Source organism: Phocaeicola abscessus CCUG 55929 (genome assembly GCF_000312445.1).
Classification (GTDB): domain Bacteria; phylum Bacteroidota; class Bacteroidia; order Bacteroidales; family Bacteroidaceae; genus Phocaeicola; species Phocaeicola abscessus.
This window is the reverse complement of the sequence record NZ_HE997182.1, coordinates 63,116-89,013: the sequence shown is the minus strand read 5'-3', so window position 1 is coordinate 89,013 and position 25,898 is coordinate 63,116. Positions and strand designations below refer to the sequence as shown.

The 25,898-nt window shown below is 48.3% G+C and carries 22 protein-coding genes; 16 read left to right on the top strand and 6 right to left on the bottom strand.

Annotated elements, in window-relative coordinates; genetic code table 11:
- Positions 1 to 83: 83 nt before the first annotated feature.
- On the bottom strand, positions 84 to 863 hold the full coding sequence (locus BN102_RS00475) for a class I SAM-dependent methyltransferase (protein ID WP_019207080.1): 780 nt from the start codon (positions 861 to 863) through the stop codon (positions 84 to 86).
- 205 nt (positions 864 to 1,068) lie between these two features.
- Between BN102_RS00475 and BN102_RS00470 the strand changes: the two genes are divergently transcribed.
- Positions 1,069 to 2,601: a PAS domain-containing protein gene (locus BN102_RS00470; protein ID WP_019207078.1), complete on the top strand. Its 1,533-nt coding sequence runs from the start codon at positions 1,069 to 1,071 to the stop codon at positions 2,599 to 2,601.
- Between the two features lie 116 nt (positions 2,602 to 2,717).
- Here the strand turns inward: BN102_RS00470 and BN102_RS00465 are convergent, their stop codons facing one another.
- A complete protein-coding gene (locus BN102_RS00465; RefSeq protein WP_019207077.1) occupies positions 2,718 to 3,644 on the bottom strand; it encodes a hydrogen peroxide-inducible genes activator in 927 nt (308 codons plus the stop codon).
- A gap of 43 nt (positions 3,645 to 3,687) precedes the next feature.
- Here BN102_RS00465 and BN102_RS00460 point away from each other — a divergent pair, with 43 nt between their 5' ends.
- Complete coding sequence (locus tag BN102_RS00460) at positions 3,688 to 3,936, top strand: hypothetical protein (RefSeq protein ID WP_019207076.1); 249 nt, start codon at positions 3,688 to 3,690, stop codon at positions 3,934 to 3,936.
- Positions 3,937 to 4,098: 162 nt separating this feature from the next.
- Here the strand turns inward: BN102_RS00460 and BN102_RS00455 are convergent, their stop codons facing one another.
- The 3 genes from BN102_RS00455 to BN102_RS00445 all read right to left on the bottom strand — a co-directional run bounded on the left by BN102_RS00455 (position 4,099) and on the right by BN102_RS00445 (position 6,324).
- A complete protein-coding gene (locus BN102_RS00455) occupies positions 4,099 to 4,959 on the bottom strand; it encodes a sugar phosphate isomerase/epimerase family protein (protein ID WP_019207075.1) in 861 nt (286 codons plus the stop codon).
- Between the two features lie 247 nt (positions 4,960 to 5,206).
- Positions 5,207 to 5,698 (bottom strand): Dps family protein, encoded by a 492-nt coding sequence (locus tag BN102_RS00450; protein WP_019207074.1) that lies wholly within the window; start codon positions 5,696 to 5,698, stop codon positions 5,207 to 5,209.
- A gap of 41 nt (positions 5,699 to 5,739) precedes the next feature.
- A complete protein-coding gene (locus BN102_RS00445; protein ID WP_019207073.1) occupies positions 5,740 to 6,324 on the bottom strand; it encodes a superoxide dismutase in 585 nt (194 codons plus the stop codon).
- Between the two features lie 271 nt (positions 6,325 to 6,595).
- On the opposite strand from BN102_RS00445, the gene BN102_RS00440 reads away from it, so the two are divergent.
- From BN102_RS00440 to BN102_RS00405, 8 genes are all read left to right on the top strand, one after another.
- Positions 6,596 to 7,510, top strand: coding sequence for a glutaminase (locus BN102_RS00440; protein ID WP_036787011.1), 915 nt, complete (start codon positions 6,596 to 6,598; stop codon positions 7,508 to 7,510).
- 218 nt (positions 7,511 to 7,728) lie between these two features.
- The gene (locus BN102_RS00435; protein ID WP_036786872.1) at positions 7,729 to 8,976 is read left to right on the top strand and encodes an efflux RND transporter periplasmic adaptor subunit; all 1,248 of its coding nucleotides are present in this window, start codon (positions 7,729 to 7,731) and stop codon (positions 8,974 to 8,976) included.
- A 1-nt stretch (position 8,977) separates the two neighbouring features.
- Positions 8,978 to 10,276: an ABC transporter permease gene (locus tag BN102_RS00430; protein ID WP_019207070.1), complete on the top strand. Its 1,299-nt coding sequence runs from the start codon at positions 8,978 to 8,980 to the stop codon at positions 10,274 to 10,276.
- Positions 10,277 to 10,294: 18 nt separating this feature from the next.
- On the top strand, positions 10,295 to 11,587 hold the full coding sequence (locus tag BN102_RS00425; protein WP_019207069.1) for an ABC transporter permease: 1,293 nt from the start codon (positions 10,295 to 10,297) through the stop codon (positions 11,585 to 11,587).
- A 37-nt stretch (positions 11,588 to 11,624) separates the two neighbouring features.
- The gene (locus tag BN102_RS00420) at positions 11,625 to 12,296 is read left to right on the top strand and encodes an ABC transporter ATP-binding protein (RefSeq protein ID WP_019207068.1); all 672 of its coding nucleotides are present in this window, start codon (positions 11,625 to 11,627) and stop codon (positions 12,294 to 12,296) included.
- Between the two features lies 1 nt (position 12,297).
- Entirely contained in the window at positions 12,298 to 13,776 is a 1,479-nt protein-coding gene (locus BN102_RS00415) for a TolC family protein (RefSeq protein ID WP_019207067.1), read from the top strand.
- A gap of 46 nt (positions 13,777 to 13,822) precedes the next feature.
- On the top strand, positions 13,823 to 15,184 hold the full coding sequence (locus BN102_RS00410; RefSeq protein WP_019207066.1) for a sigma-54-dependent transcriptional regulator: 1,362 nt from the start codon (positions 13,823 to 13,825) through the stop codon (positions 15,182 to 15,184).
- 4 nt (positions 15,185 to 15,188) lie between these two features.
- Positions 15,189 to 16,529, top strand: coding sequence for a sensor histidine kinase (locus tag BN102_RS00405; protein WP_036787009.1), 1,341 nt, complete (start codon positions 15,189 to 15,191; stop codon positions 16,527 to 16,529).
- Positions 16,530 to 17,138: 609 nt separating this feature from the next.
- Here BN102_RS00405 and BN102_RS00395 read toward each other — a convergent pair.
- Positions 17,139 to 18,845 (bottom strand): Na/Pi cotransporter family protein, encoded by a 1,707-nt coding sequence (locus BN102_RS00395; protein WP_019207063.1) that lies wholly within the window; start codon positions 18,843 to 18,845, stop codon positions 17,139 to 17,141.
- Between the two features lie 87 nt (positions 18,846 to 18,932).
- Between BN102_RS00395 and BN102_RS00390 the strand changes: the two genes are divergently transcribed.
- From BN102_RS00390 to BN102_RS00365, 6 genes are all read left to right on the top strand, one after another.
- Complete coding sequence (locus BN102_RS00390) at positions 18,933 to 20,603, top strand: nucleoside kinase (RefSeq protein WP_021311209.1); 1,671 nt, start codon at positions 18,933 to 18,935, stop codon at positions 20,601 to 20,603.
- Between the two features lie 70 nt (positions 20,604 to 20,673).
- Entirely contained in the window at positions 20,674 to 22,185 is a 1,512-nt protein-coding gene (gene rpoN / locus BN102_RS00385) for an RNA polymerase factor sigma-54 (RefSeq protein WP_019207061.1), read from the top strand.
- Between the two features lie 2 nt (positions 22,186 to 22,187).
- Positions 22,188 to 22,844 (top strand): hypothetical protein, encoded by a 657-nt coding sequence (locus BN102_RS00380; protein WP_021311205.1) that lies wholly within the window; start codon positions 22,188 to 22,190, stop codon positions 22,842 to 22,844.
- 35 nt (positions 22,845 to 22,879) lie between these two features.
- Positions 22,880 to 23,263, top strand: coding sequence for a glycine cleavage system protein GcvH (gene gcvH, locus BN102_RS00375; RefSeq protein ID WP_019207059.1), 384 nt, complete (start codon positions 22,880 to 22,882; stop codon positions 23,261 to 23,263).
- A 213-nt stretch (positions 23,264 to 23,476) separates the two neighbouring features.
- Positions 23,477 to 23,986, top strand: a complete 510-nt coding sequence (gene purE / locus BN102_RS00370) for a 5-(carboxyamino)imidazole ribonucleotide mutase (RefSeq protein WP_019207058.1) — start codon at positions 23,477 to 23,479, stop codon at positions 23,984 to 23,986.
- A gap of 8 nt (positions 23,987 to 23,994) precedes the next feature.
- Positions 23,995 to 25,833 (top strand): 4-hydroxy-3-methylbut-2-en-1-yl diphosphate synthase, encoded by a 1,839-nt coding sequence (locus BN102_RS00365; RefSeq protein ID WP_035455688.1) that lies wholly within the window; start codon positions 23,995 to 23,997, stop codon positions 25,831 to 25,833.
- Positions 25,834 to 25,898: the final 65 nt, after the last annotated feature.

Genomic DNA, 25,898 nt, shown 5'->3' with positions numbered 1-25,898 from the left:
CATTTTCAAATCAAAGAATCGAAGGCCACCCTGAACCCCCTATTGATAAAGGGATATATTGAGCTTAAATTAAAAATATTGCATCACTTATGTTTCAGAATATAGAAACAGCTTGTACTGAAGAAATCTCTTAAAAATGGAATGTAGCTAATACTTCTGCTTAGTTTGCGTGGAGATAATCCGAATTTTATTTTATAATGGGGATTGATGAGCCATAATTGCCTATCCTGTATATTTAGAGTTGTCTTTTTAATTAAATTCTCAAACGACTCTATTGATACTCTTGTTTGCTTAATGGAAAGTAATTCCTTAATGCAAGCATTGTTTTCTCCGAAAGATTTTAACAGCAGTTGGTATATAACTGCGGGGAATAAATGGACAAAAGGCAGATGGGATAATAGTTTGCTTTTGCAAATTTGTTGATGTCCTCCAAATGGCATCTGCCATGCAGGGAATGACATAAAGACAATGCCGTGAGGTTTCAGATACTTACTCAGTTCAGATAAAAATTGTTTTTTGTCAGCAATATGCTCAAAGACGTCATGACAGATGATTATATCGAAACTTTGTTCTAATTCTTTTAATTTGAAAATATCTTGTGCTATAAATATTCCTTTTGCCTGATTGCTTTCAAAGAATGTTTTTGCATCTTTGATTCGGCTTTCTGCAATGTCAACTCCGACGGTATTGCATCCCATTTCGGAAAAAGGAAGTAAATTCCCACCGTCGCCACAACCAATTTCCAATACATTCATTCCTGCTTCTATCGTGTGCCAATGTTGTATATATGGAACAAAATACTTTCTGCTTGTTATGGAAAGTTCTTTGAAATAAATATTTCGTTTTTTATGACGTTCTTGCATAACGTATGCATATTAAATGCGACATTTCTGAGCGAAGGTACGAAAAATAATTTTTCGGATGTATTGAAGTTTTAGTTTTTTCGATTTCCCGAGATACAGCGATTAATTTTAAAGCCTTTTAACATGCCAAAGTCACGTTTGTTATTTTGGAATCGGGATCTATTTTCTATCTTCGCAACATGAGTAATCAGGAGGAGATGAAGAGATGGAAAATAAAATGAAGGACTATTTGCCGAAGATAGAAATAGAGAAAATGCAGATGCTTCTCGACATAGAAGAGAAGTTTGAGGCGGGGGAGGTCACGCTCGAAGAGGCTCGTCGGTTGATGGCGGATCGAGTGGGTAAGATCCATCCTTACCATATCGCGTATATCGAACAGACGATGATGGAGGCCGACGATGAAGAGTGTGTGCGGGTAGATATGCGCAAGACCATGCAACTGCTTGAAGGATTTATGGACCATTCGCGCCCCGAATTGCCGGACAGCCACTCTATCATGCATTATTATAAGGAGAACGACGAGTTGCGTAAGCTGTTGCTGGCGGTCGAAGACCTGATCCAGTACCCGATGATTAAGAACCAATGGTTGGCACTTTATGACCAGATAGGGCGCTATCCGATACACTATAAGCGTAAACAAAACCAGCTCTATCCAGTCCTCGAACGCAAGGGATTCTCGCGGCCGACCACGACGATGTGGACTTTCGACGATATCGTACGCGATGAGATCCGTGAATCGCAACGATTGCTCAACGAAGATGAGGAGGAAGAATTTATCCGAAAACAGTCTCTGCTGATCGATCATGCCCGCGACCTGATGGAGAAGGAAGAATTGATCCTCTATCCTACTTCGTTGGCATTGATTACACCTGAAGAATTCGAAGAGATGAAATCCGGCGACCAGGAGATCGGCTTCGCTTTTATCGAAGTGAAAGCCGAGCCCCGAGGGCCGACTTCCGCCTCGCAGAAAAAAGAAGACGATTTCGCTAACGACTTGCACGCGCTGCTTTCCAAGTACGGTTATAGCTCAGGCGGAACGAACGGCCAGCTCGATGTGACTACGGGGCGACTTACATTAGACCAGATCAATCTTATTTACAAACATTTGCCCATCGATATTTCGTTTGTGGACGAGAACGAGTTGGTTTGTTTCTATTCGGATACCGACCATCGTATTTTCCCGCGCAGCAAGAATGTGATCGGACGCGAGGTGATGAATTGTCATCCACGAAAGAGCGCTCACGTAGTCAGAGAAGTCATTGACAAACTGCGGAATGGCGAGCAGGACAGAGCGGAATTCTGGATCAATAAACCCGATTGGTTTGTTTATATCGTATATGTCGCTGTGAGAGACAAGGAAGGAAACTTCCGAGGCGTGCTCGAGATGATGCAGGATTGTACACATATCCGTTCGCTTCAGGGCTCGCAGACATTGTTGACATGGGCGGGGAGTGAACTGCAGCCGGAAAAACTTGCCACCGAAAAATCGGCGGACGAAACCGAAGAAGAACCGATGCCGATTTCCGAGATTACGCCGGATACGCGCCTGAAAGATTTACTCAAGCGATATCCGGATTTGAAAAAGCGCCTCCCGGAAATAAGCCCTGGCTTCCGGATGCTCCATACGCCGTTAGGCAAACTCCTGGTGGCGAAGGCTACCGTGAGCATGATGAGCGAACGTTCGGGCATTCCCTTAGAGAAATTGATAAAAAAGCTCGAAGAATTGATTGAGCAATAGCGCTTCGAGCCTCCGGATAACTCTCACAACCTAAGCAATCGTATTTTCGACCCCGCCGGAGAGGTTTGATAATCGGTCTGCTCGATGCATGGTTTCCCGAATGCTGCATCCGAGGATCAGATTCGCTGTTGGGTTTGTTTTAAATCTAGCATATCCTTGGGTACAGCTTTTTGTATTTCTTTCACCAACATTTCTCGGAGGGTTTTCCGAATGAAATCTTTTGCTGTCAGCATGACGATGTCACGCGTCGGGATGGGGATTGCAAAGGGGCGCACCATTTCTTTCTGGTTTTCGTTCAGTTGCAGAATAGACAGTTCCGGGATGAAGGTCACTCCCTTTCCGCTTTCCACCATGCGCATAAATGTTTCGATGCTTCCCAGCGAATAGGCTTTCTTGCTTTGGCTGGCGCCTTTCAGCTGGCAGAACTTCACCAGTTGATCGCTGAAACAATGTCCTTCGTCCAGCAGCCACAGATACTCTCCTTTCAGATCGGCCGTACGGATTACCTGGTGGCGGTACAGGGCATCTTCCCGAGATACGTAGGCGAAGAATTGTTCATAGAATAGATGAGTGTCATCGAATTCGTCCATGTCGTCTAACAAGGCGAGGATTCCGACATCGATATCGCCGTGTCTGAGAGCCTTTTTGATGTCTTCTGTTTGCATCTCCGTGATTCTGACGTCCATGTCCGGATATTTTTTCATGAGTTGCGGGAAGAAACGCGGGATCAGGTAAGGGGCGATGGTGGGCAGGATGCCGATGCGGAACGTTCCCAGGAGCGAATGTTTGGCTTCTTCCACTATTTCTTTCAACTTCCGTACACTCAGTAGCACTTCCCGTCCCTGTGCGAGAATTTGTTTCCCAATAGGCGTCGGGCCGACGGGTTGTTGCTTACGGTCGAAAATCCGAATGCCGAGTTCTTCCTCCAATTTTTGAATCATGGCGCTGAGTGTAGGCTGAGTGACGTGGCAGAACTCAGCCGCTTTGGCGAAATGCTTGTATCGGTAAACGGCCAGCATGTATTCTATTTGTTGTAATGTCATTGGGGCATATGATTTATTTTCCCAAAAGTAATTATTTGAAGCGATGATCTTTTTTATTTTTCGTAAAATTTCAGATCTTCTCGGTAAACTACTCGTATTCGGCCTGGACGGAGACTATCTGAAGACGCTGGGGGTGATCGAATTACATCCTTCCGTCATGATCAAGATAACCATCGGCTTATCTTGGTTGCGGACGATGAAAGTCAGTTCGGATACCTCGATGCAGAGAAAGGATTGTTGGATTAGCGATATTAAGTATCGATTGTCGATGAAATCCTATTCTTTTTACTAACCGTAGGTTTGCACTGGGAAGAATCAGCAAAAGAGTCTCCAACGAGAGGTACATCTGTCGTAATGTTAAAAAAACAATGATTTCTCGAACATTTGGTTGCCGCGACCTCCCAAGATCAGTGATTTTTCGAACGTCGGGGGTGAAGACTGGGCGAAGCGCTGTTTATACTACGTCGCAAACCGCTTTTAAATAGCCGTACGACTCTGCGATTCCCATAAAGGGATCTTTCATATCTTTTTCGTACTCTAAGCTGCACATGCCGGTATAGTTTACTTCGCGCATCGCTTTGACGAGTGCGGGGAAATCGATTTTTCCGCGTCCCAATTCTACGCAGTGCCCCGCTTTCGAAGCTTCGCTTTCATCTTTGATGTGCATGTCGAATATGCGGGAATGATATTTTCTTAAGTCGCTTATCGGATCGGCGCCATTGCGCAGGTCGTGCCCTATATCAAGGCACATGCCGATGCGCGGGTTCAGGTCTTTGACCTTATCCCAGATGACTGTTGCATCCTGGAAGATCGGCAGGTCGGGACCATGTAAGTGGATGGCGTAATACATGTGGGGATATTCCCTTATCTTTTCGTTTACGTAAGGGAGGATTTCGTACGTAGGGACGCCTACCATTATTTTTACGCCCACGCGTTCGGCATACTCGAAAGCGCAGTCTGTTTCCTCTTTCGTTTTCATGTAGATCGGTCCGACGCCATACCCCTTTACGTCGTAGGAAGCACATTTCCGGTGAAAGGCAGCGATTTGTTCGTCGGTCGAGTTCATCGGAAGATGGAAATCCTTGATACATAGATAATGAATATCGATCTGTTTCAAAGTCTTCAATGTGGTTTCGATGTCGAAGTGGACGAAGGTGTAACCGGCGCAACTGAGGCGGAACGGGTTCTTGCCCTTGGAAGACGGAGTTTCAGGTGCAGTCGATGCGGTCGCTCGACTCAGGTTCAAATCGCCTGTGGCAAGGAAGGCTGTGCTTGTCAGTCCTGCTTTTAAGAATGTTCTTCTGGATACTTTCATGGTATGAGGCTGTTATATTATGGTGGAACAAAGAAAATAAAAACCGACTGGAAATCAAAGGAATTGTTTTGTTTTTGTTTCATTCGTACATTCAACCGATTGTGTTGCGTCTTTGTAAAGAGTTATTTAACTGTATACGTTGTAAACCGATGGAGATTTAAAATAAAAATGAGGAGTATACCCAAATGAAAGTTTTGGCACACCCCTCTTCAGACTTGCAATAGCTATAGCAGCTGCTTTTAACCGTTTAGACCTCTTCTGGTTTTTGGCTGTTGAACGCAACGAGCATCCAGATCAATTTTTCCTGCTCTTTCAGGTAGTCGGCCATCAGGGATACGGTTACTTCATCCTGAGCTTCGGAAGCCAGGCGGAGGATTTCCCGTTCGTTGCGAATCAATTCTTTCACCATGTCCATAACTTGGCACAGCACTTCGTGTCCGCAAGGCGTATTTCCCGTTTCTTGAATCGTAGCTGCTTTCAAGTATCTGCTGAAGCGATTTTCCGGGACGCTGTTCAATTGAAGAAGACGTTCTGCTACTTCGTCGATTTTCTCCGCCGTGTCATTGTAGAGCTCTTCGAACTTTGCATGGAGCGTAAAAAAGCCTTTTCCTTTGATATTCCAATGGAAACCGCGAAGATTAGTGTAATACACTTGTAAATTGGCGAGCAACAGGTTTAATCCTTTTACTACGTCGGTCACTTTCTTTTCGTCTAAATTTAAATAATCTAACGTTTTCATTTTTCTTTCTTTTTAATTTTCGGAATTTTCTACATTTATAATTATTTCAATCTCTTCTCTACAATTTCCCAATCGACGATCTCCCAAACGGCAGCGATGTGGTCTGCCCGCCGATTTTGATAGTCTAAATAGTAAGCGTGCTCCCAAACATCGAGTCCGAATAGCGGATTGTTGCCCCGACGAAAGGGATTCCCTGCGTTGCTCTCCTTGGTGATGACCAGGTCTCCGTCCTTATCTTGAGACAACCATGCCCACCCCGAGCCGAATAACGTGGCTGCAGCCTGCGAGAATTGTTTTTTAAATTCCTCGAAGCTGCCGAATGCGACGTCAATCGCTTTCGCCATCTTACCATGAGGAACGTTGTTGGAAACGGGCGATTTAAATTGGGAGAAATAGAACGCATGATTCAAACTTTGTCCTGCATTGTTGAAGATAGGACCGTCGGGAACGGTCTGTACGATTTCTTCTATGCTCTTATTTTCAAACTCGGTACCTTTCACGAGGCTTGCCAGCGTATTGATATAATTTTGGAAGTGTTTACCATGATGTAAAAGGATGGTTTGTGCACTGATTACAGGTTCTAATGCATTGGCTGCATAAGGGAGTCTTGGCAGTTCTACTTTCATAATTCTTTTACTGTTTTACTATTAATAACTCAATTTCTTTCTTTTCCATAAGGAGGAAAAATCTTTCATTGCAAAAATAAGGAAAATTCGAATAGAAACAAACAGAAAAAATCTATCTTCGAATAGAAGAAATTTATCGATAGCGCTCAAGGCTGCCATATTCGGGAAGAAGTGGCATCAATAATCGGAACAGCGGTGATAGATTTATCCACAGTCTTTCTTTCAAATCGGCTTTTTTTAATTATCTTCGCATAAAAATGGTGGTGAAATGATGAACTATCAGGAAATCTTGGAACACGTCTATAGCAAGATTTTACCCTTTGCCAAGGAGGGGAAGCAGGCTGATTATATCCCTGCGCTCACCAAAGTGGATCCAGATCAGTTTGGGATTTGTCTTCATACTATCAGGGGCGAAATGTTTACCGTCGGGAAAGCTGCGACGCGTTTCTCTATTCAAAGCATTTCGAAAGTTTTCGCCCTGGCGATGTGTCTGAGCATGGAAGGCGATAACCTCTGGAAACGGATGGGGAAAGAACCTTCCGGTACGGCGTTCAATTCTTTGATTCAGTTGGAGGAGGAAAAAGGTGTTCCCCGCAATCCGTTCATCAATGCCGGCGCTATCGTCATGACGGATATCCTGCTCTCTCAACTTCGGAATCCCGAACGGGAGTTCATTTCCTTCGTCCATGCCTTATGCGGAAACGATAGCGTGACCTATCGAGAAGAAGTAGCGATTTCGGAGCGCAGCCAAAGCTATCTGAATGCTGCGATAGCCAATATGTTGAAGTATTATCGTAACATAGCTAACGATATAGAGCGCGTGCTTCATTTTTATTTCCTGATGTGTTCGGTGGAAATGAGTTGTCGGGAATTGTCGAAAGCTTTCCTGGCTTTCGCCAATCATCAGCAGGCATTCCGGTACGGAAAGGTCAGTCTTACGGCTTCGCAGGTGAAACGGATGAATGCGATTATGCAGACTTGCGGCTTTTACGATGAGGCCGGCGAGTTTTCTTATCTGGTCGGCTTACCGGGCAAGAGCGGCGTTGGCGGTGGTATTGCCGCGATTTACCCGATGCGGTATTCCGTAGCTGTCTGGAGTCCTCGCTTGAATACCAAAGGTAATTCCGTCATGGGAATGAAAGCATTGGAACTGCTTACCACCGAGACGGAAGAATCGATTTTCTAATATTGACGTCGAAGCGACTATCCGGAACCTTTCGGAGAAGGAAGTAAGCAAATCCACCCTGTTTTGATGCGCAAGTACTAAAACGGATTGTCCGTTTGTAACGAAGGCGTCCGATTGCGGACGCCTTCGTTTTTATTTTCCTGGCTCATAATCAGCGGATTAACCCATTGGTACGGGTATTGTTCTATAGGCAGAGTATAACGGAAAGATGGCTAATCATGGATAGAAAGCTAACAGACCAGGAACGGCAAAAAGAACGAAACAAGAAGTTTGTCAAATACGGTTCGATAAGCGGTGGCATATTCCTGTTTATTTTCCTTTTCTCATGGTTGATGCGAAGCAGTGTAAAGAGGGAAGATCTCAAGATTTGTACGGCCGACAGAGGGACCATCGAAGTCAGTGTGACAGCGTTGGGAAAAATCGTTCCGGCGATGGAAGAAATCATCAATTCCCCGATCGATACCCGTATTCTGGAAGTATATAAAAGAGGCGGCGACAGCGTGGAAATCGGTACTCCGATTTTAAAATTGGATTTGCAAAGCACCGAGACGGATTTTCGGAAATTGCAGGATCAGGAACGGATGAAATACTATGAATTGGAACAGTTGAAAGTAAATAATCAAACTTACTTGAACGACCTGGCCATGAAAGTAGAGGTGGAGCAGATGAAACTCAATCGGTTGGAGGTGGATTTGCGTAATGAACGTTATTTGGATAGCTTGGGATCGGGAACTCACGATAAAGTGTATCAGGCGGAATTGGCCTATAATACGGGGAGGTTGGAATTGCGACAGTTACTTCTGCGATTGGAAAACGAACGGAAAGTAAAAGCGGCCGAATTGCAGGTGAAGGAATTGGAACGAAACATATCTGCCAAGAGCATGATAGAAAAGAAACGCATTCTCGAAGATGCTCAGATCCGTTCGCCGAGAAAAGGGATTCTTACTTTTATCAATAATCAAGTCGGCGCGCAGGTCGGACAAGGCCATCGAGTAGCCGTGGTTTCCGACTTAAGCCGTTTCCGAGTGGATGCGGAAATTTCCGACGGGTATAGCGACCGCGTTTGTTCCGGAGGGAAAACCATCGTTAAGATCGGGAATAAGAAAATGGAAGGCATTATCAGCAGCATCACTCCTATCAGCAGGAATGGTGTCATCTCATTCACTGTGCAACTGACGGAAAATAACAACGTAGCTCTTCGTTCCGGATCGAAAGTGGACGTATACGTAATGAATGCGATAAAGGAGGAGGTGATCCGCATCGCTAACGGACCCTATTACGACGGAGCGAAAGATTATCAGCTTTTTGTACTCAACGGCGACAATGAATTGGTAAGACGTCGAGTTACGTTGGGCGACTGCAACTTCGAGTATGTGGAAGTGTTGGGAGGGATTCGTCCCGGCGAAAAAGTCGTCGTCAGCGATATGAGAGAATACGGAACGAAAACTATATTAAAACTGAAATAACATGTGGAAATATGATGTAAAGCAAGCGATTCAATTGCTGAAACAAAATCCGCTGTTCAGCATGCTCTATATGATAGGAACGGCGTTGGCTATCTGTTTTACGCTGGTGATAGTGGTAGTCCATTATGTGAAGCTCGCCCCGATTTACCCGGAATATCATCGGGGAAAGACCTTGTATCTGCCAAATATGAGACTGATAACGCCGGATGAAAATTCCTATCAGTCGAACGTCTCTTATTTAGCGTTGAAGGAATGGTTCTATCCGCTGAAAAATGCGGCGGCTGTCAGCGCTAATGCTGTCGAGGGCGACAAGTGGGTGCAACCAACCGATAATACCGGAGATTTCAAGCTGAATTTCCGGATGGTTGATCCGGCCTACTTCAAGATCTACGAGTTTAAGTTTTTGGAGGGAGCTCCTTTTTTGCAAGCCGATTTCGAAAGCGGGATTCGTCAAGTCGTCGTCACCGATGCCTTTGCCCGAAAACTGTTCGATACCGAGCGAGAGGTCGTCAGGAAAAGCGTGAAGATCGATTATGTGGATTACCGGGTTTGCGGTGTCGTGAAAAGCGCTTCTCCCTTGACGGATTCTTATGCCGAAGTGTATCTGCCTTATACGACGGATGACGGTTATGAAACTACTTGGACCTATGATTATTTGGGCTCTTTCCGTCTGGTATTCATGGTCGAGTCGGATAGACAGGCGAAGGCGTTGGATGAAGAGCTGCAGACATTGTTCAAGCATGTCAACCAAGTGCATAAAAGCGAATGGAGGGTTGATTACAGAGGTTTGTCCGACCATTTCGATAAGGTGGTTCAAGGATTGTCGGTGACCGGAGAATACAATCCTTCCTATGGGAAAATATTCCGTCGATTCTTTCTGATTTTCTTGGCGCTGCTTATCGTTCCGGCTGTTAATTTGAGCGGCATGATTTCGAGTCGGATGGAGGAACGCCTGCCGGAAATGGGGGTTCGAAAATCTTTCGGAGCCGACAGGAAGGCTTTGTTCCGTCAGGTGATCGGGGAAAACCTGGTATTAACTTTGTGCGGCGGGATGCTTGGCATGGTACTTTCGTGGATCGTCTTGTATGCGGGGCGCAATTGGATTTTCGGTCTGTTTGACAAATGGAATTCGTTTCCGGAAGGAGTAGATCTGACGGTGACCGGCGAAATGTTTTTCTCTCCGACGGTTTTTATCTGCGTATTGGTGGTGTGTTTCATGATAAATATGCTGTCGGCAGCAATTCCTGCATGGCATGCCTTGCGGAAACCGATTGTGAATGCTTTAAACGAGAAGCGATAGAAAGGGGGAGAGAGGACGATGTTTAGATTGATATTAAAAAAATTGTGGGCGCGCCGACGTCGGAATGCTTGGTTGTTTGCCGAATTGGTGTTAGTGACTGTCATCTCGTGGGTGATCTTCGATCCGACCATCGTGATGAGCTATGTTTTCAATCAGCCGATGGGTTATGATACGGACAGGCTTTGCCAGGTCCTTTTGTCGCTCTACCCGAAGGGATCTTCTCAATATACGGCGGAGGGAGATTCTACCGTACGCGACGACTTTCTGCGGCTGTTAAGCCTCACGGAGAAACTGCCGAACGTGGAGGCTGCAGCCCCGTTGATAGGCTTTGCTTATCCTGGTTCGGAAGGAAATATCAACAGCGGATATGTCTCGGCCGTCGATACGACGAAAAAAGGCAGTGTGGCTATGATGCTTTTCATGCCGGGGCACAATTATTTGAAGGCTTTCGGCATTCGGGCTGCCGACGGTTACGATACGAACGAATTGGACAAGATGTCGCTTGGCGGAGATGAGATGATTATTACGGAAAATATGGCGAAGATGTATTTCGGCGATAACCGGAGCCGGATGCGGTTTCTGAAAACGAGTCGGGGAGGTATTGACTCTACCACATTCATTGAAGTGAAAGGGGTGGTAAAGGATATTAAAATGTATAGCTACCGCCGTTTCTCCCCTATCGCTTTCAAGATTTATGACGATCAGGAAGATGGGAAGGATCCGGACAAAATAAAAATCTTGGTTCGGGTAAAAGAAGGAGTCAGTTTGAAACAATACATGGAAGATTTCCGCGAGAAAGAGATGGCGAGGCTTCGTTCGGGCAACTTGTATGTCCGTTCCATCGTGAGCTATCCGGAGCTGATCAGGCAGCGGGAGAGGAGAATTACCGATGCCTCTGTCATGATGCGGCGGTGCTTGACGATTTTCTTCCTGATGAATCTGTGCTTGGGAGTAATCGGTACGTTCTGGTTGCAGACGAAAATCCGGAAAGAAGATGTCGGCGTAATGCTTTCGTATGGAGCGACGCCTGCCAAGATCGTGAAGATGCTCATGGGCGAAGGAGCCGTATTGACTACCGTCGCCGTTATCTTAGGGTGTCTGATCTACTTGCAGTACGCCTTGAGCGAGGGGCTGTATAAGGATTATTGGGTTGCGACGGATCCTTGCTGGATCGAAAGCTTCCCTCAACATTTTATGATTGTTTCGGCAGCGGTTTATATTGCGATGTTAACCGTCGTGCTTATCGGGATTTTCATCCCGGCGAGGCGGATCAGCCGTATCCGACCGACGGAAGCTTTGCGTGACGAATAAAATAAACAACAGGTATGAACTAATTATAATTATAAGGATGAAAACCATAAAACTGACCGGTATCAATAAAATATATCGTACCAAAGAAATAGAAACTCAAGCGTTGGAAAATGTCAATTTGGAAGTGGAGAAAGGAGAATTCCTCAGCGTCATGGGACCTTCGGGCTGCGGGAAGTCGACCCTGTTGAATATCATGGGTTTATTGGACCTGCCTACCTCAGGCACCGTTACCATCGACGGGATTGATACTTTCTCTATGAAAGACAAGGAGTTGGCGGCTTTCCGTAATGAGAAGTTAGGATTTGTCTTTCAATCTTTCCATCTGATCAATACGTTGAATGTATTGGACAATGTGATCGTGCCGTTGCTTTACCGGAATATGAGTAATTCCGAACGGAGGAAATTGGCGAAAGAGGTGCTGGATCGGGTCGGCCTGAATCATCGAATGCATCACATGCCCTCGCAACTCTCCGGTGGACAGTGTCAACGAGTGGCGATAGCGAGAGCGATTGTCGGTAATCCGGAGATCATCTTGGCCGACGAACCGACGGGAAATCTGGATTCGAAGAAGGGCGGCGAAATCATGGATTTATTGCATCAGTTGAATAAGGAAGACGGGAGGACGGTCGTGATGGTGACGCACAACGAAGCTCAGGCAAAACAGACCGATCGTACGATTCGTTTCTTCGACGGGCGACAAATAGAATAGTATGAAACGATTGCTTTTTATTTGGTTGACAGGGACGATACTGAGCGCAAACGCTCAGAGCGGAACCACCGTCCGGCTGATCACGCTTGCCGAAGCGATCCGTTTGGCAAGGATGCAGAGCGTGGATGCGCTCGTCGCCCTGAACGAACTGAAAACGGCTTATTGGGAATACCGTACCTATCGGGCGAATTTGTTGCCGGAAGTGAATTTCGACAGTACGATTCCCAGTTATCATAAGAACTACGACGCGTATCAACAGGAAAACGGAGACTATAAGTATCTGAGAAACGATTACATGCAACTGAAAGGAAACCTGAGCATCGACCAACATATTTGGCTGACGGGCGGAACGCTCTCCTTGAATACTTCGCTGGATTACTTGAAGCTGTTCGGCGGGAAGAAAGCCGAAAGTTATATGTCGATCCCAGTCGCTGTCAGACTGGATCAGCCCATCTTCGGCGTAAATACCGTGAAGTGGAACCGGCGAATAGAACCGGTGCGATATAAGGAGGCGAAGGCGGCTTTTCTTTCTGCCACGGAAAAGGTGACGATGGCCACGATAACCGGCTTTTTCGATTTATTGCTGGCCAAGGAGAAGGTGATCATCTGCAAACAGAACCTGACCAACGCCGAGAAACTCTATGAGATTGCAAAGGTGAAACGAGAGATGGGACAGATCAGCGAAAACGATTTATTGCAGCTTCAGTTGAACGTATTAACGGCTAAATCGACGTTGACGGACAATGAAAGCAACTTGAAGAGCCACATGTTCAAGCTTCGCTCCTTCCTCGCGATAGGAGAAGGGGAAGAGCTCGAGCCCGTTCTTCCCGAAGCCATTCCCGACGTGATGTTAAGCTACGACGAAGTGTTGAATAAGGCGCTTGCCAACAATTCGTTCGCCTTGAATATCCGACGCCGACAAATGGAAGCCGATTATGAAGTAGCCAAGGCGAAAGGAAATCGGAGGCAGATGACGCTCTATGCACAAGTCGGCCTGACGGGGACGGATCGTTCTTTGGCAGATGTTTACCGAGGATTGAAGTCGAATCGGGTGGTCGAAGTGGGAGTGAAGATCCCTATCCTCGACTGGGGAAAGAAGAAAGGAAGTGTAAAAATGGCCGAAAGCAACCGACAAGTAACTCAAAGCAAGCTGCAACAGGAGACGATGAATTTCAGCCAAAACCTGTTCATCTTGGTGGAACGGTATAATAATCAACGAATACAGCTCGACATCGCAGACCTCTCGGATCATATCGCCAAGAAAAGATACGATACGAATGTGAAAACCTTCCTGATAGGCAAGATCTCGACACTGGATCTGAACGATTCGCAAATCAAGAAAGACGAAGCCCGCCAACAGCATATCACCCAGCTGTTTTATTACTGGTATTATTATTATCAGTTGCGAAGTTTGACGCTGTGGGACTTCGAACGCCGTACGGACATCGAGGTCGACTTTGAGAAAATAATCCGAGGGTGACGAATTTATCTCCTTCGTTAAGTAAAAACATTATATCTTTGTGAAAATGATATTGATAATCGACGATGATAGCGCCATCCGCTCTTCTCTGTCTTTGATGCTGAAAAGAGCCGGATACGAACCCAAGACTGCCACCGGTCCTCGCGAAGCGATGGCCATAATCCGGGCGGAAGCATTGCAGCTGATCCTGATGGATATGAACTTTTCGCTCTCTACCGACGGGGAGGAAGGGTTGACTTTATTGAAGCAGGTCAAGCTGTTCCGACCTGACGTGCCGGTCATGCTGATGACGGCGTGGGGAAGCATCAACCTCGCCGTAAAAGGAATGCGAGCCGGCGCGTTCGACTTCGTTACCAAACCGTGGAACAATGCCGGTCTGATGCAACGGATAGAAACGGCGCTCGAGCTGACGGCCGCCCGACAGGAAACGGAAGAAAAGGCCGACGACGATATCTGGGACAGAAGCCGGATGATCGGCAAGAGCAAAACTTTGCTGAACGTGCTGGCTACCGTCAGACGGATTGCGAAAACCGATGCTTCCGTCTTGATCACGGGAGAGAGCGGAACCGGCAAGGAACTGATAGCGGAGATCATCCACAGGAACAGCCGGAGAACGGGAAAACCTTTCGTGAAAGTGAATCTGGGAGGTATTTCGCAGACCTTGTTCGAGAGCGAGATGTTCGGACATCGGAAAGGCGCTTTCACCGATGCCGTTGCCGACCGCAAAGGACGGTTTGAAATGGCGGATAAAGGCACCATCTTCCTGGATGAAATAGGAGAACTGGATATCGGCTGTCAGGTGAAGTTGCTTCGCGTGCTGCAGGAACAGACCTTCGAAGTGTTGGGCGATAGCCGCCCTCGGAAAGTGGACGTCAGGGTGATTTGCGCGACCAATGCCGACTTGGTGCAAATGATTCGGGAGCACGCCTTCCGCGAAGATTTATACTATCGCATCAACTTGATCACCGTGCATCTGCCCGCGTTGCGGGAAAGGAAAAGTGATATCCCCTTGCTCATCGACTATTTTGTAAAGCGGCAGTGCAGAGAAAACGGCTTGCCGCCGGTCGAGGTGACGGCAGAAGCCATAGCCTACCTCGCCCGCCTGCCGTACCCCGGCAATGTCCGCGAATTGAAAAACCTGGTCGAGCGCACCTTGCTGATAACTGCCAAGAACCGATTGGAGGCTTCCGATTTCGAAGCGCAGCAGCAGGTAGACACTTTTTCGCAAACGGAAAAGAACGCGAATCGCATGAACTTGGAAGAAGTAGAGAAACAGACCATCCTGCAAGCCCTGCAGCTTTACCGCAATAATATCACGCGAGTAGCGTCAGCCTTGGGTATCAGTCGTCAGGCATTGTATCGCCGCTTGGAAAAGTATGGTATCCGTATCGATGATTCGCAGGTTTGAAACGATGAGACTCAAATACCTCTTTTACCTCCTGGCGCTGATGATCGTCGTGCTTTTGGCGATTGTCTGTGTGCTTTCTTTCGAGGCTCATAACGTGCTGTTTTACCTCGTAGAGGTATTTATCGTACTCGTGCTCATGTATTTGACCTATTTCTATGGGAAGGTGCTCAAACCGCTCGACACCATCAGCAGCGGCATGGAACTGCTCAGTGTGCAGGACTTCTCCACCCGGTTGGCTCCTGTCGGGCAGTACGAGAGCGATCGCATCGTCGACCTCTTTAACCGGATGATGGACCGGCTGAAAGACGAAAAGTTAAGGATCTCGGAACAGCATCGGTTTCTGAACTTGTTGATCGATGCCTCGCCCATGGGCGTGGTCATCGAAGACTTCGACGGGCATATCACCCTGGCGAACGAGGCGGCGTTGCGTTTTCTCGGAGCAGCTTCTTTCGAGCAACTCGCAGGCAAGACCCTGGCGGAGGTAACCTCGCCTTTGGCCCGGGAGATCGAGCGGATCGGTCGGAACCATGCCCGTACCGTCCGCCTGAGCAACTCCCTGATTTATCGTTGTTCCTCGCTGGCGTTTCTGGATCGAGGCTTTGCCCATCCGTTTATTTTGATAGAAAGCCTGACCGACGAGGTGATGAAAGCCGAAAAGAAGGCGTACGAAAAAGTGATCCGGCTGATCTCGCACGAGGTGAACAATACCGTGGCTGGCGTAACTTCCATCCTCGAGTCGGTCGGCGACGAACTGCAAACGAGGGACGGCACGCAAGACCTCGTCGAAGGGATGCACGTCTGTTCCAATCGCTGCATGAGCATGAGCCGCTTCATTACCGCCTTCGCCGACGTGGTGAAGATCCCCGACCCTATCCTGCGGCGGGCGGACCTGAACGAGTGTGTGGAGGCCTGCAAGCATTTTATGGAAACCGTTTGCGCCAACCGACACATCGGGCTGGACATGCACCTTTCACCACCCCAAACGTTGCAGGTCGAACTGGACAGGTCGCTCTTCGAACAAGTCGTGGTCAATATCCTCAAGAATGCCGTCGAGAGCATCGAGGAGGCCGGGCGCCGCGACGGCCGCATCCGCATGACTACCTCCGCCGACCCGCCCGTGCTGGAAATTGCCGACAACGGCAAGGGTATCGCTCCGGAGACGGAGTCGAAACTTTTTTCCCCTTTCTTTTCCACCAAACCCAACGGGCAGGGAATCGGGTTGCTCTTCATCCGCGAAGTCCTGATCAAGCATCGCTGCACGTTTTCGCTCAAAACCTATCCCGACGGGATCACCCGCTTTAAGATCTCTTTCCCCCACCCTCCTGCAAAGCAAGTCGTCAGATAGAATTCGCTTCCGGATACGTCGCACAACGTAGCCGGATACGTCCACAACGTAGCCAGATACGTCCGGGACCCCGCCGGCCCGGTTGTTTATCCCGTCGGATAGGTTATGCAACCTGTCCGGATACGTTCCGAACGTCGAATTTGAGGTTGCCCAACGTATCCGGCGGGGTTCGGAACGTCGAATTTGAGGTTGCCCAACGTATCCGGCGGGGTTTGGAACGTCGAATTTGAGGTTTCCCAACGTATCCGGCGGGGTTCGGAACGTCGAATTTGAGGTTGCCCAACGTATCCGGCGGGGTTTGGAACGTCGAATTTGAGGTTTCCCAACGTATCCGACGGGGTTTGGAACGTCGAATTTGAGGTTATCCAACGTATCCGACGGGGTTCGGAACCTCTACGATGCCGTCCGAAAGGTAGTGATATTTTGCGGGCTGAATACGTTTTTGTTGCAAAAGGCTTTATCCTATGTATGTCGTACTTTTGGACTCGAGTGATGAGAGCAAGATATGACTTTAACCTATCCCGTATCGCCTCATCATTATCGGTGAAAACTTTCCTGTGAATAAGAGGATATACGACAGTCATCTTCCGGGAGCCTGACGAGATGCGTTTACTCTTTCCTCTCCTTGGTGTTGGTGCGGGCTTCTACCACGTTGACCACGTAATCTCCTAACTTTTCGCACTCGTTGATGATATCCATGTAGTAGACGCCCGTCTGATAATCGTAATATCGGTTGTTGATGTCCGTGATGTTCTGATTCTTCAGCTGATCCCTGAAGTTATTGATTTCGTTCTCTAAGTTGAAGGTCACGTTCACGTCGGTCGTATGCGGATCTGCGATCAATGCGTTCATTTGCGCCAGCGCCTCGTTGGTCAGGTCGAACATGTGGCGGATATGCCGGTATTGCTGCTCGGTGAAATCTTCGTCGCCGTTATGTTTGTGATTGATCGTTCGGGCAAGATTGTAGCAACTGTCTCCGATGCTTTCGATTTCGGAAATTTCGCGGAGCATGGCACGGATTTTCCCCTTCGTTTCGGGACTCAAGTGCGCATTGCTGACGTTATCCAAATACTTGGCGATTTCTATTTCCATACTGTCGGCGATATTCTCGTACTTCTCGATGCGCGAGAACAGTTTTACGAATTGCGTGCCGTCTTTGATTTCGATCAGTTGCATTACGAAGCCGAACATGCGGTGGATGCGTCGGGCGAAATTCATGGTCTCCTTTTGTGCTTCCAATACGGAGAGCTCGGGGGTTTCTAAGAATCCACTGCTGATGAAGTGCAGGCGGAAGTCTTCTTCTTCGTCCGTCTTTTTAGGTTTGATGATTTTGCAGACCAACTTTTCGATCTGCGGGATGAACCAGATCAGAATGCCCGTATTCGCTACGTTGAAAGAGGTGTGGAAGGCGGCCAGCACGAACGAGAGCTTGGAGGCATTCGCCAGGAAATCGGGGGCCGACTTGGTCATGGTCTCGTCATATCCCACGAAGCCGCAGACCATATCCACGAACGGATGGAACAGGCACAACACCCAAAGCACGCCGAACAGGTTGAAGAACATGTGGGCCAGCGCTGCGCGCCGGGCCGGCGTATTGGCCGTTAGGGCGACGATGTTCGAGGTGACGGTCGTCCCGATATTCTCGCCCATCACCAGTGCAATGCCTTGATAGATGGGAAGCACGCCGCTCGAGCAGAGGATCATGGTAATGGCCATGATGGCGGCCGAAGACTGAACGCCCATCGTCATGATACTGCCGATGAGGAGGAAGATGAGCGTAGTCAGGAAGCTCTCCGGATTGAACAGCGAAAAGAAGTGAAGGACGGCCTGGTTCTCCGAAAGGTGCATGTCGATGCCTGTTTGGCGCAACGTACCCAAACCCAGAAACATGAAAGCGATGCCGAATAAAAAATCGCCGAGACTCTTTTGTTTTTTCGTATAACAGAGAATGATGGCGATGAAGAAAGTGGGATAAACGAAATCCGTAATGTTGAATGAGAACCCGGCGCTCATGATCCAGGCGGTCAGCGTGGTTCCGATGTTCGCTCCCATGACGACTGAAATGGCCTGTGTCAAGGAAAGCAGACCTGCATTGACGAAAGAAACGGTCATCACGGTGGTGGCGGTGGAGGATTGCACGGCGGCGGTCACGAAGGTACCCGTCAGCATTCCCGTCAAGCGATTGGTAGTCATCTTTTGCAGCACATGGCGTAATTGGCTGCCCGCCATCTTCTGCAAACTCTCGCTCATCGATTTCATACCGTACATCAGCAGGGCCAGCGAACCGATGAGTTTAAAAATAATCCAAAACGACATATTTAATCTAATTTATGATGCGTAAATCAAAGACTTGTCACATTTATGTGTACCTTTAAACCCCGAAAACTCAAAATCGATATTTCGATGGAACAAATGTTACAAATTCGGTGCAAAAATACTAATATTTCCAAAGAATTTCCATTCGGAAGCACTCTTTTGGATATTTATCGTGGATTTAAGTTGGCCATGCCTTATGGTCCGATAAGTGCCAAGGTGAACAATAAGGTGGAAGGCTTGAAGTATCGCGTTTTTAGCAATAAGGATGTGGAATTCCTGGATCTGACCTCCGCTTCCGCCATGCGCACCTATGTGCGGTCTTTGTGCTTCGTCGTATGCAAAGCGATCGAGGATTTATATCCCAAGGGCGATTTCGTGCTCGAACACCCCGTCTCGAAAGGCTATTATTGTCGGCTGGTCATCGGTAGAGAAATCGGACTGGACGACGTGATCCGCATCAAGAATCGGATGCAGGAGATCATCGACGAAGACCTTCCCTTTCACCGCTATGAAGCGTGCACCGAAGAGGTGGTCGACCTGTTTAGGAAGAAAGGGCGGGAGGATAAGGTTCGATTGTTGGAAACTGCCGGTAACCTCTATTCCTATTATTATACGTTGGGCGAAAGCGTGGACTATTATTACGGATGCCTGCTCCCGAGCACCGGATATATTCGTAACTTCGATATCGTAAAGTACTATGACGGCATGCTGATCCGCGTGCCCAAGCGCTCGAATCCTGCCGAATTGGAAGAGATGGTGAAACAGGAGAAGATGCTCGAAGTGTTCAAAGAATTCCGGCACTGGAACAGAATCATGGGAATTTCGACCGTCGGCGATTTTAACGTAGCTACCCGGAAGGGGTATATTTCGGATCTGATCAAAGTATCCGAAGCGTTGCAGGAGAAGAAAATCTCCAATATCGCCGACGAGATCTTCCGCCGTTATCAGGGCGAGCGTCGCGTCCGGGTCGTACTCATCTCCGGCCCTTCGTCTTCAGGGAAGACGACATTCAGCAAGCGCTTGAGCATCCAGCTGATGGCGAATGGACTGATACCTTATCCCGTCTCGCTGGATAATTATTTCTTGGAGAGAGCGCGTACGCCGAAAGACCGAAACGGCGAATACGACTTCGAATCGCTCTACGCCTTAGACCTGAACTATTTCAACCGGCAGTTGACGGAACTGTTAGACGGGAAAGAAGTCGTTCTGCCCAAGTATAACTTCACAACCGGCAAACGGGAAGTCGACAGGAAGATGAAGTTGGATCAAAACACGATCCTGATCTTGGAAGGCATCCACGCCTTGAACCCTGAACTCACCCCGCACATCCCCGAAGAATGCAAGTTCAAGATCTATGTGTCGGCCTTGACCACTATTCAGCTGGATGAACACAATTACATACCTACCACCGATAACCGCTTGCTCCGGCGTATTGTGCGGGATTATAAATACCGCAACTATTCGGCGGAAGAAACGATCAGCCGCTGGCAAAGCGTACGGGACGGCGAGGATAAATGGATCTTCCCCCATCAGGAAAATGCGGATGCGATGTTTAATTCCGCCTTGTTGTTCGAGTTGGCCGTGATAAAAGATGTGGCGGAACCGATATTGAGGAAGGTGCCCGAGAATCGTCCAGAATATTCGGAGGCTTACCGCTTGCGCAGGTTTTTGAGTTATGTCACGTCCATCCCCAGTCGGGAAATACCGCCGACTTCCTTATTGCGCGAATTCCTTGGCGGTAGCAGTTTCAAGTACTGAAGAAATATTCTTTGAAAAGAACGGGTGTTATCGGAATAATAACTAATTTTGTGTGTGGAAAACGATCGCTATGCCGCAGAAATCGAGTCAAATACAAACGCAGGCTTTGCAGCAAACCCAGACTTTATCGCCGCAACAAATCCTGGTGGTAAAGCTCTTGGAATTGCCTAAACAGGAACTCGAGGAGCGAATCCAAACGGAGATTCTCGATAACCCTGCCTTGGAAACGGTCGATAAGTCGGCGGACGATGCGGGAAACGGGGACTATGAACCGGAAGGCTACGGCGGAAGCGAACCGACGGAAGAGAATAACGAAAACCCTTCTGCGGGGTCGGACGAGGATCTCTCGTTGGGCGATTATCCCTCGGAAGACGATATCCCCGATTATAAACTACAGGAACATAACCGAAGCAGAGGAGAAACGATGGAAGAAATCCCTTTCTCCGATACCGTCTCTTTCTATGACGAGCTGAAGGATCAGCTGGCTATGCAAAATCTTCCGGATAAGGCGAGGAGTATGGCCGAATATCTGATCGGTTCGCTCGACGACGACGGGCTGTTGCGGAAACCGCTCTCAACTATTGCGGAAGAGATGGCTATTTATCAGGGTATAGACGCTACGGAGGACGAATTGCGGCATAGTTTGGCCGTGATACAAGGATTCGATCCGGCGGGGATCGGTGCGCGAAGTCTGCAGGAATGCTTGTTGTTGCAGATCCGACGGAAGCCGGACTCACCTCTCAAAAAGGTGGAACTGAATATCGTCGAAAAATGTCTGGAAGACTTCACTCGGAAAAACAAGGATAAGGTGATGCAACGCTTGGGCATTTCCGAAGAAACATACGCCAAGGCCGTTTCCGAATTGGTGAAGCTCAACCCTCGTCCGGGCAGCTCTTTAGGCGAAGCGATAGGAAAGAATTTTCAGCAAATCGTGCCGGACTTTATCGTGGAAACGCAGGAAGACGGTACGGTGACGGTAAGCCTGAATAATTGGAATGTGCCGGCACTCAGGTTGAGCCGGGAATTCTCGCAGATGCTCGATGAACAGGTTCGAAACAAAGAGAATCAAAGCAAGTCGGCCAACGATGCTTTCCTTTTCCTGAAACAAAAAGTGGATGCAGCCCAAGGTTTCATTAACGCCATCAAACAGCGTCAACATACTTTGATGGTGACCATGAATGCCATCGTAAAGATTCAAAAGGCGTTTTTCCAAACGGGTGACGAGTCTTCGCTGAAACCCATGATCCTGAAAGATGTGGCCGAATTGGCGAAGTTGGACATCTCGACGGTATCCCGAGTGAGCAACAGCAAATATGCGCAGACCAACTTCGGTCTCTTCCCGCTGAAGTTCTTTTTTATAACGGGATTCAAACGAAACGAAGCGGACGACGAAAAACTCTCTTCGTACGAAATAAAGCGAATACTTCAGGAATGTGTGGACGAGGAAGATAAGACCGCTCCCTTAACCGATGACGAATTGGCTGCATCGCTCCAGGAGAAAGGATATCCTGTCGCCCGTCGTACCGTGGCCAAATACCGTTTGCAATTGAACATCCCTATCGCCCGGTTGCGGAGAAATTGAACATGGAACGGAAAGAGTTATACATATTCGCTGACCGAAAACGAAAGTTCAACTGGCTCAATGGCTGTGCCCGTGCTATCTCGGTGGTCTTTATGCCATTTCTGATCCCTTTGCTCGCATTCTGCCTGCTGCTGTTTTGTACTTATCTGCGTATCATACCTATCAATTACCGGTTACAGGTCATAAGCATTGTGGGAAGCTTTACGCTGGTCATTCCCGTAACGGCCATTTATCTGTTCCAAAAGATAAACGGATGGGGGATCCGCACATTATCCCGTAGAGAGCGGCGATACGTCCCCTACATATTGACCATCGTCAGTTATGTGACCTGTCTCATAGCCATGTATCGGATGCATTTGCCGCGTTATATGACGGGCATCATCATGGCCTCGTTATTATGCATGATCTGCTGTACGCTGATCAACTTCCGCTGGAAGATCAGCGTGCATGTAGCCAGCGGTGGACTGATGGTGGGAGGCATTGTCTCCTATTGCATGCTGTTTAACTTCAATCCCATAGGCTGGCTGAGTTTCTTTATCCTGTTATCGGGTATGTTGGGCACAGCCCGTATGATCCTTGTCGAACATTCTTTATGGGAAATTTTATTAGGATTTATGACCGGTTTGTTTTGCGGTATCATCGGAATTTTGTTTATTTGAAAAACTAAATACTAACCTTATTAATTTGAAACATTATGAATTTTCCGAACAATGTGCGTTACACTCAGGAACACGAATGGATTCGCGTGGAGGGTGAGATAGCTTACGTAGGTATTACCGATTATGCCCAAGCACAATTGGGCGACATCGTTTTCGTGGATATCCCGACCGTCGGTGAAACGTTGAAAAAAGGAGAGACGTTCGGTACGATCGAAGTGGTTAAAACCGTGTCTGACCTGTTCCTTCCCATAGGCGGCGAAGTGTTGGAACAGAATGAAAGGTTGGTTGATCAGCCGGAACTGGTGAATAAAGATCCTTACGGGGAAGGCTGGCTGATCAAGATCAAACCCGATAACTTGGCCGATGTGGACGAGTTGCTGAATGTGGAAGCTTATAAAGCCGTCGTCGGCGAGAAATGAATGAAGCCATGACCTGTGCGGACAAGAGACCGTGTCAAAATGAAGCTTTCGGTGTAGTCGCTTTGGGATTTCAACTCTTCGATCACTCTGTGACAGCTCCCTCAAAGCGACGACAGTTTAAAAACGATCTCACGAGTAGCTCTCGAAGTTAGCTGTTCGTGTGAACTTTAATTTTGACATATTTGCTTGTTTGCACATAACGGATAGATATTGATGAAACCTCTTGTAAGTATCATTATGGGCAGTACTTCCGATCTCACGATTATGGAGAAAGCTGCCAAACTGCTGGACGAGATGCAGATTCCTTTCGAGCTCAATGCGCTTTCCGCCCATCGCACTCCCGAAGCGGTGGAAAGCTTTGCGAAGAATGCGGCGGGACGCGGACTGAAAGTGATTATCGCCGGGGCCGGCATGGCGGCCGCCCTCCCTGGAGTGATCGCCGCCAATACCATCTTGCCGGTTATCGGGGTCCCTATCAGAGGATCGGCACTGAACGGCGTCGACGCGCTTTATTCCATCCTTCAGATGCCTCCCGGTATTCCTGTGGCAACGGTCGCTATTGACGGCGCCATGAATGCAGCCATTCTCTCCGTCCAGATGTTGGCCTTGTCGGATGCGGAATTGGCGAAGAAATTCGCTGCGTATAAGGACGGCCTGAAACAGAAAATCGAGAAAGCGAACGCCGAGCTGGAAGAAGTGAGATACAGTTATAAAACGAACTGATTGAAATGATCGATCTCTTCAATTATGCGCGACGGAAATCTTTGGAAGTACGTGTGGGAGCTGCCCCTTTAGGAGGGGAACACCCGATCCGTATTCAAAGTATGACAAATAGGTCGACGATGGATACGGCCGCTTGCGTGCGGCAGGCTGTCCGGATTATTGAAGCGGGCGGCGATTATGTGCGCCTTACCGCACAGGGGACGCGGGAAGCGGAGAATTTGAAGCAGATCAATGCTGGCATTCGGGCGGCAGGATATGATACGCCGCTAATCGCTGATGTACACTTCAATCCCCATGTGGCGGAGGTCGCCGCTCATTATGCCGAAGCCGTCCGCATCAATCCCGGTAACTATGTGGATCCGGGACGTACGTTCAAACGGTTGGACTATACGGATGAAGAATACGCCCGGGAAATCGAAAAAATCCGCACTCGATTGCTCTTCTTCATCCGCTTGTGCAAGGAGAACCGTACGGCCGTGCGTATTGGGGTAAACCACGGTTCCTTGTCTGACCGGATCCTGTCTCGCTACGGCGATACGCCGGCCGGCATGGTAGAGTCGTGCATGGAGTTTCTGCGTATTTTTGTCGAAGCGCATTTCGAGGAGGTGGTCGTCTCTATCAAGGCCTCGAATACGGTAATTATGGTACGTACCGTCCGATTGTTGGTCAAACGGATGGAGGAAGAGGGAATGCACTTCCCTTTGCATTTGGGTGTGACGGAGGCAGGCAGCGGAGAAGACGGGCGGATTAAGTCGGCCGTCGGCATCGGAGCGCTCTTGGCCGACGGCTTGGGAGATACCATCCGGGTTTCGCTCAGCGAAGCTCCCGAAGCGGAAATCCCCGTCGCCCTCAAGTTGCGCGACTATATGGTCGGCAGAGAAGGACATCCTTATATCCCTGCCAAAGAGGCGGACGCTTTCGATTATCTGAATCCTTCCCGAAGGAAAACGATACCAGTGCAGGACATCGGAGGCGATCGACAACCTGTTGTTATTTCGGAGCGGATAGCAGGTGATCGCCGTGAGTTTCACGCATCTTTCCGACCCGACTATATCTATTATGGTCGGCAATTGCCGGCCGATCGGGACGAAACTGTTTCTGCGATCGTAGACGCCGACGGTTGGCCACCTGATCGGCCACAGGTATATCCGGCTTTTACTCCCGACCATCTAATCGCATTGCATTACTGTACGGCCGACTTGAAGTTCCTGTTCTTGTCCTATATGGCTCTTGGCGAGGAGGTGTTGGCCGCATTGCGCCGCCATCGGGAGGTGGTGATTATCGCGCAGAGCGATCACCCGAACCGAGTGGGCGAATTCCGTGCGCTGGTTCATGAACTGATGAACGAGGGGTTGACGAATCCGGTCGTATTTTTCCAGCATTATCGGGAACAAGAAGCGGAAGATTTGCAGATTAAGGCGGCTGCCGATATGGGAGTGTTGATGATCGACGGACTTTGCGACGGCTTGTTCCTGTTCAATCAGGGAGTTGTTCCGCGTAGCGCGGTAGATGAAATCGCTTTCGGCATTTTGCAGGGTGGCCGGCTCCGTATCAGCAAGACGGAATATATCTCCTGTCCGGGATGCGGACGAACTTTATATAATCTGGAAGAGACCGTCGCGAAAATTCGGGCGGCTACTTCGCATCTGAGAGGACTGAAGATAGGCATTATGGGGTGTGTGGTGAATGGTCCCGGAGAAATGGCGGATGCCGACTACGGCTATGTTGGTGCCGGCCGGGGGAAAGTCAGTCTTTACAGGAAGAAAGTATGTGTGGAAAAGAATATCCCCCAGGAAGAAGCGGTGGAGAAGCTCCTTCGACTGATTCGGAAAGATACTTCTCTGTAAGTGGATCGGCTATGAACGATTTCGTTTCATCTTTACTAAGTTTTTGGCGAGCTCCAAACCGTTCG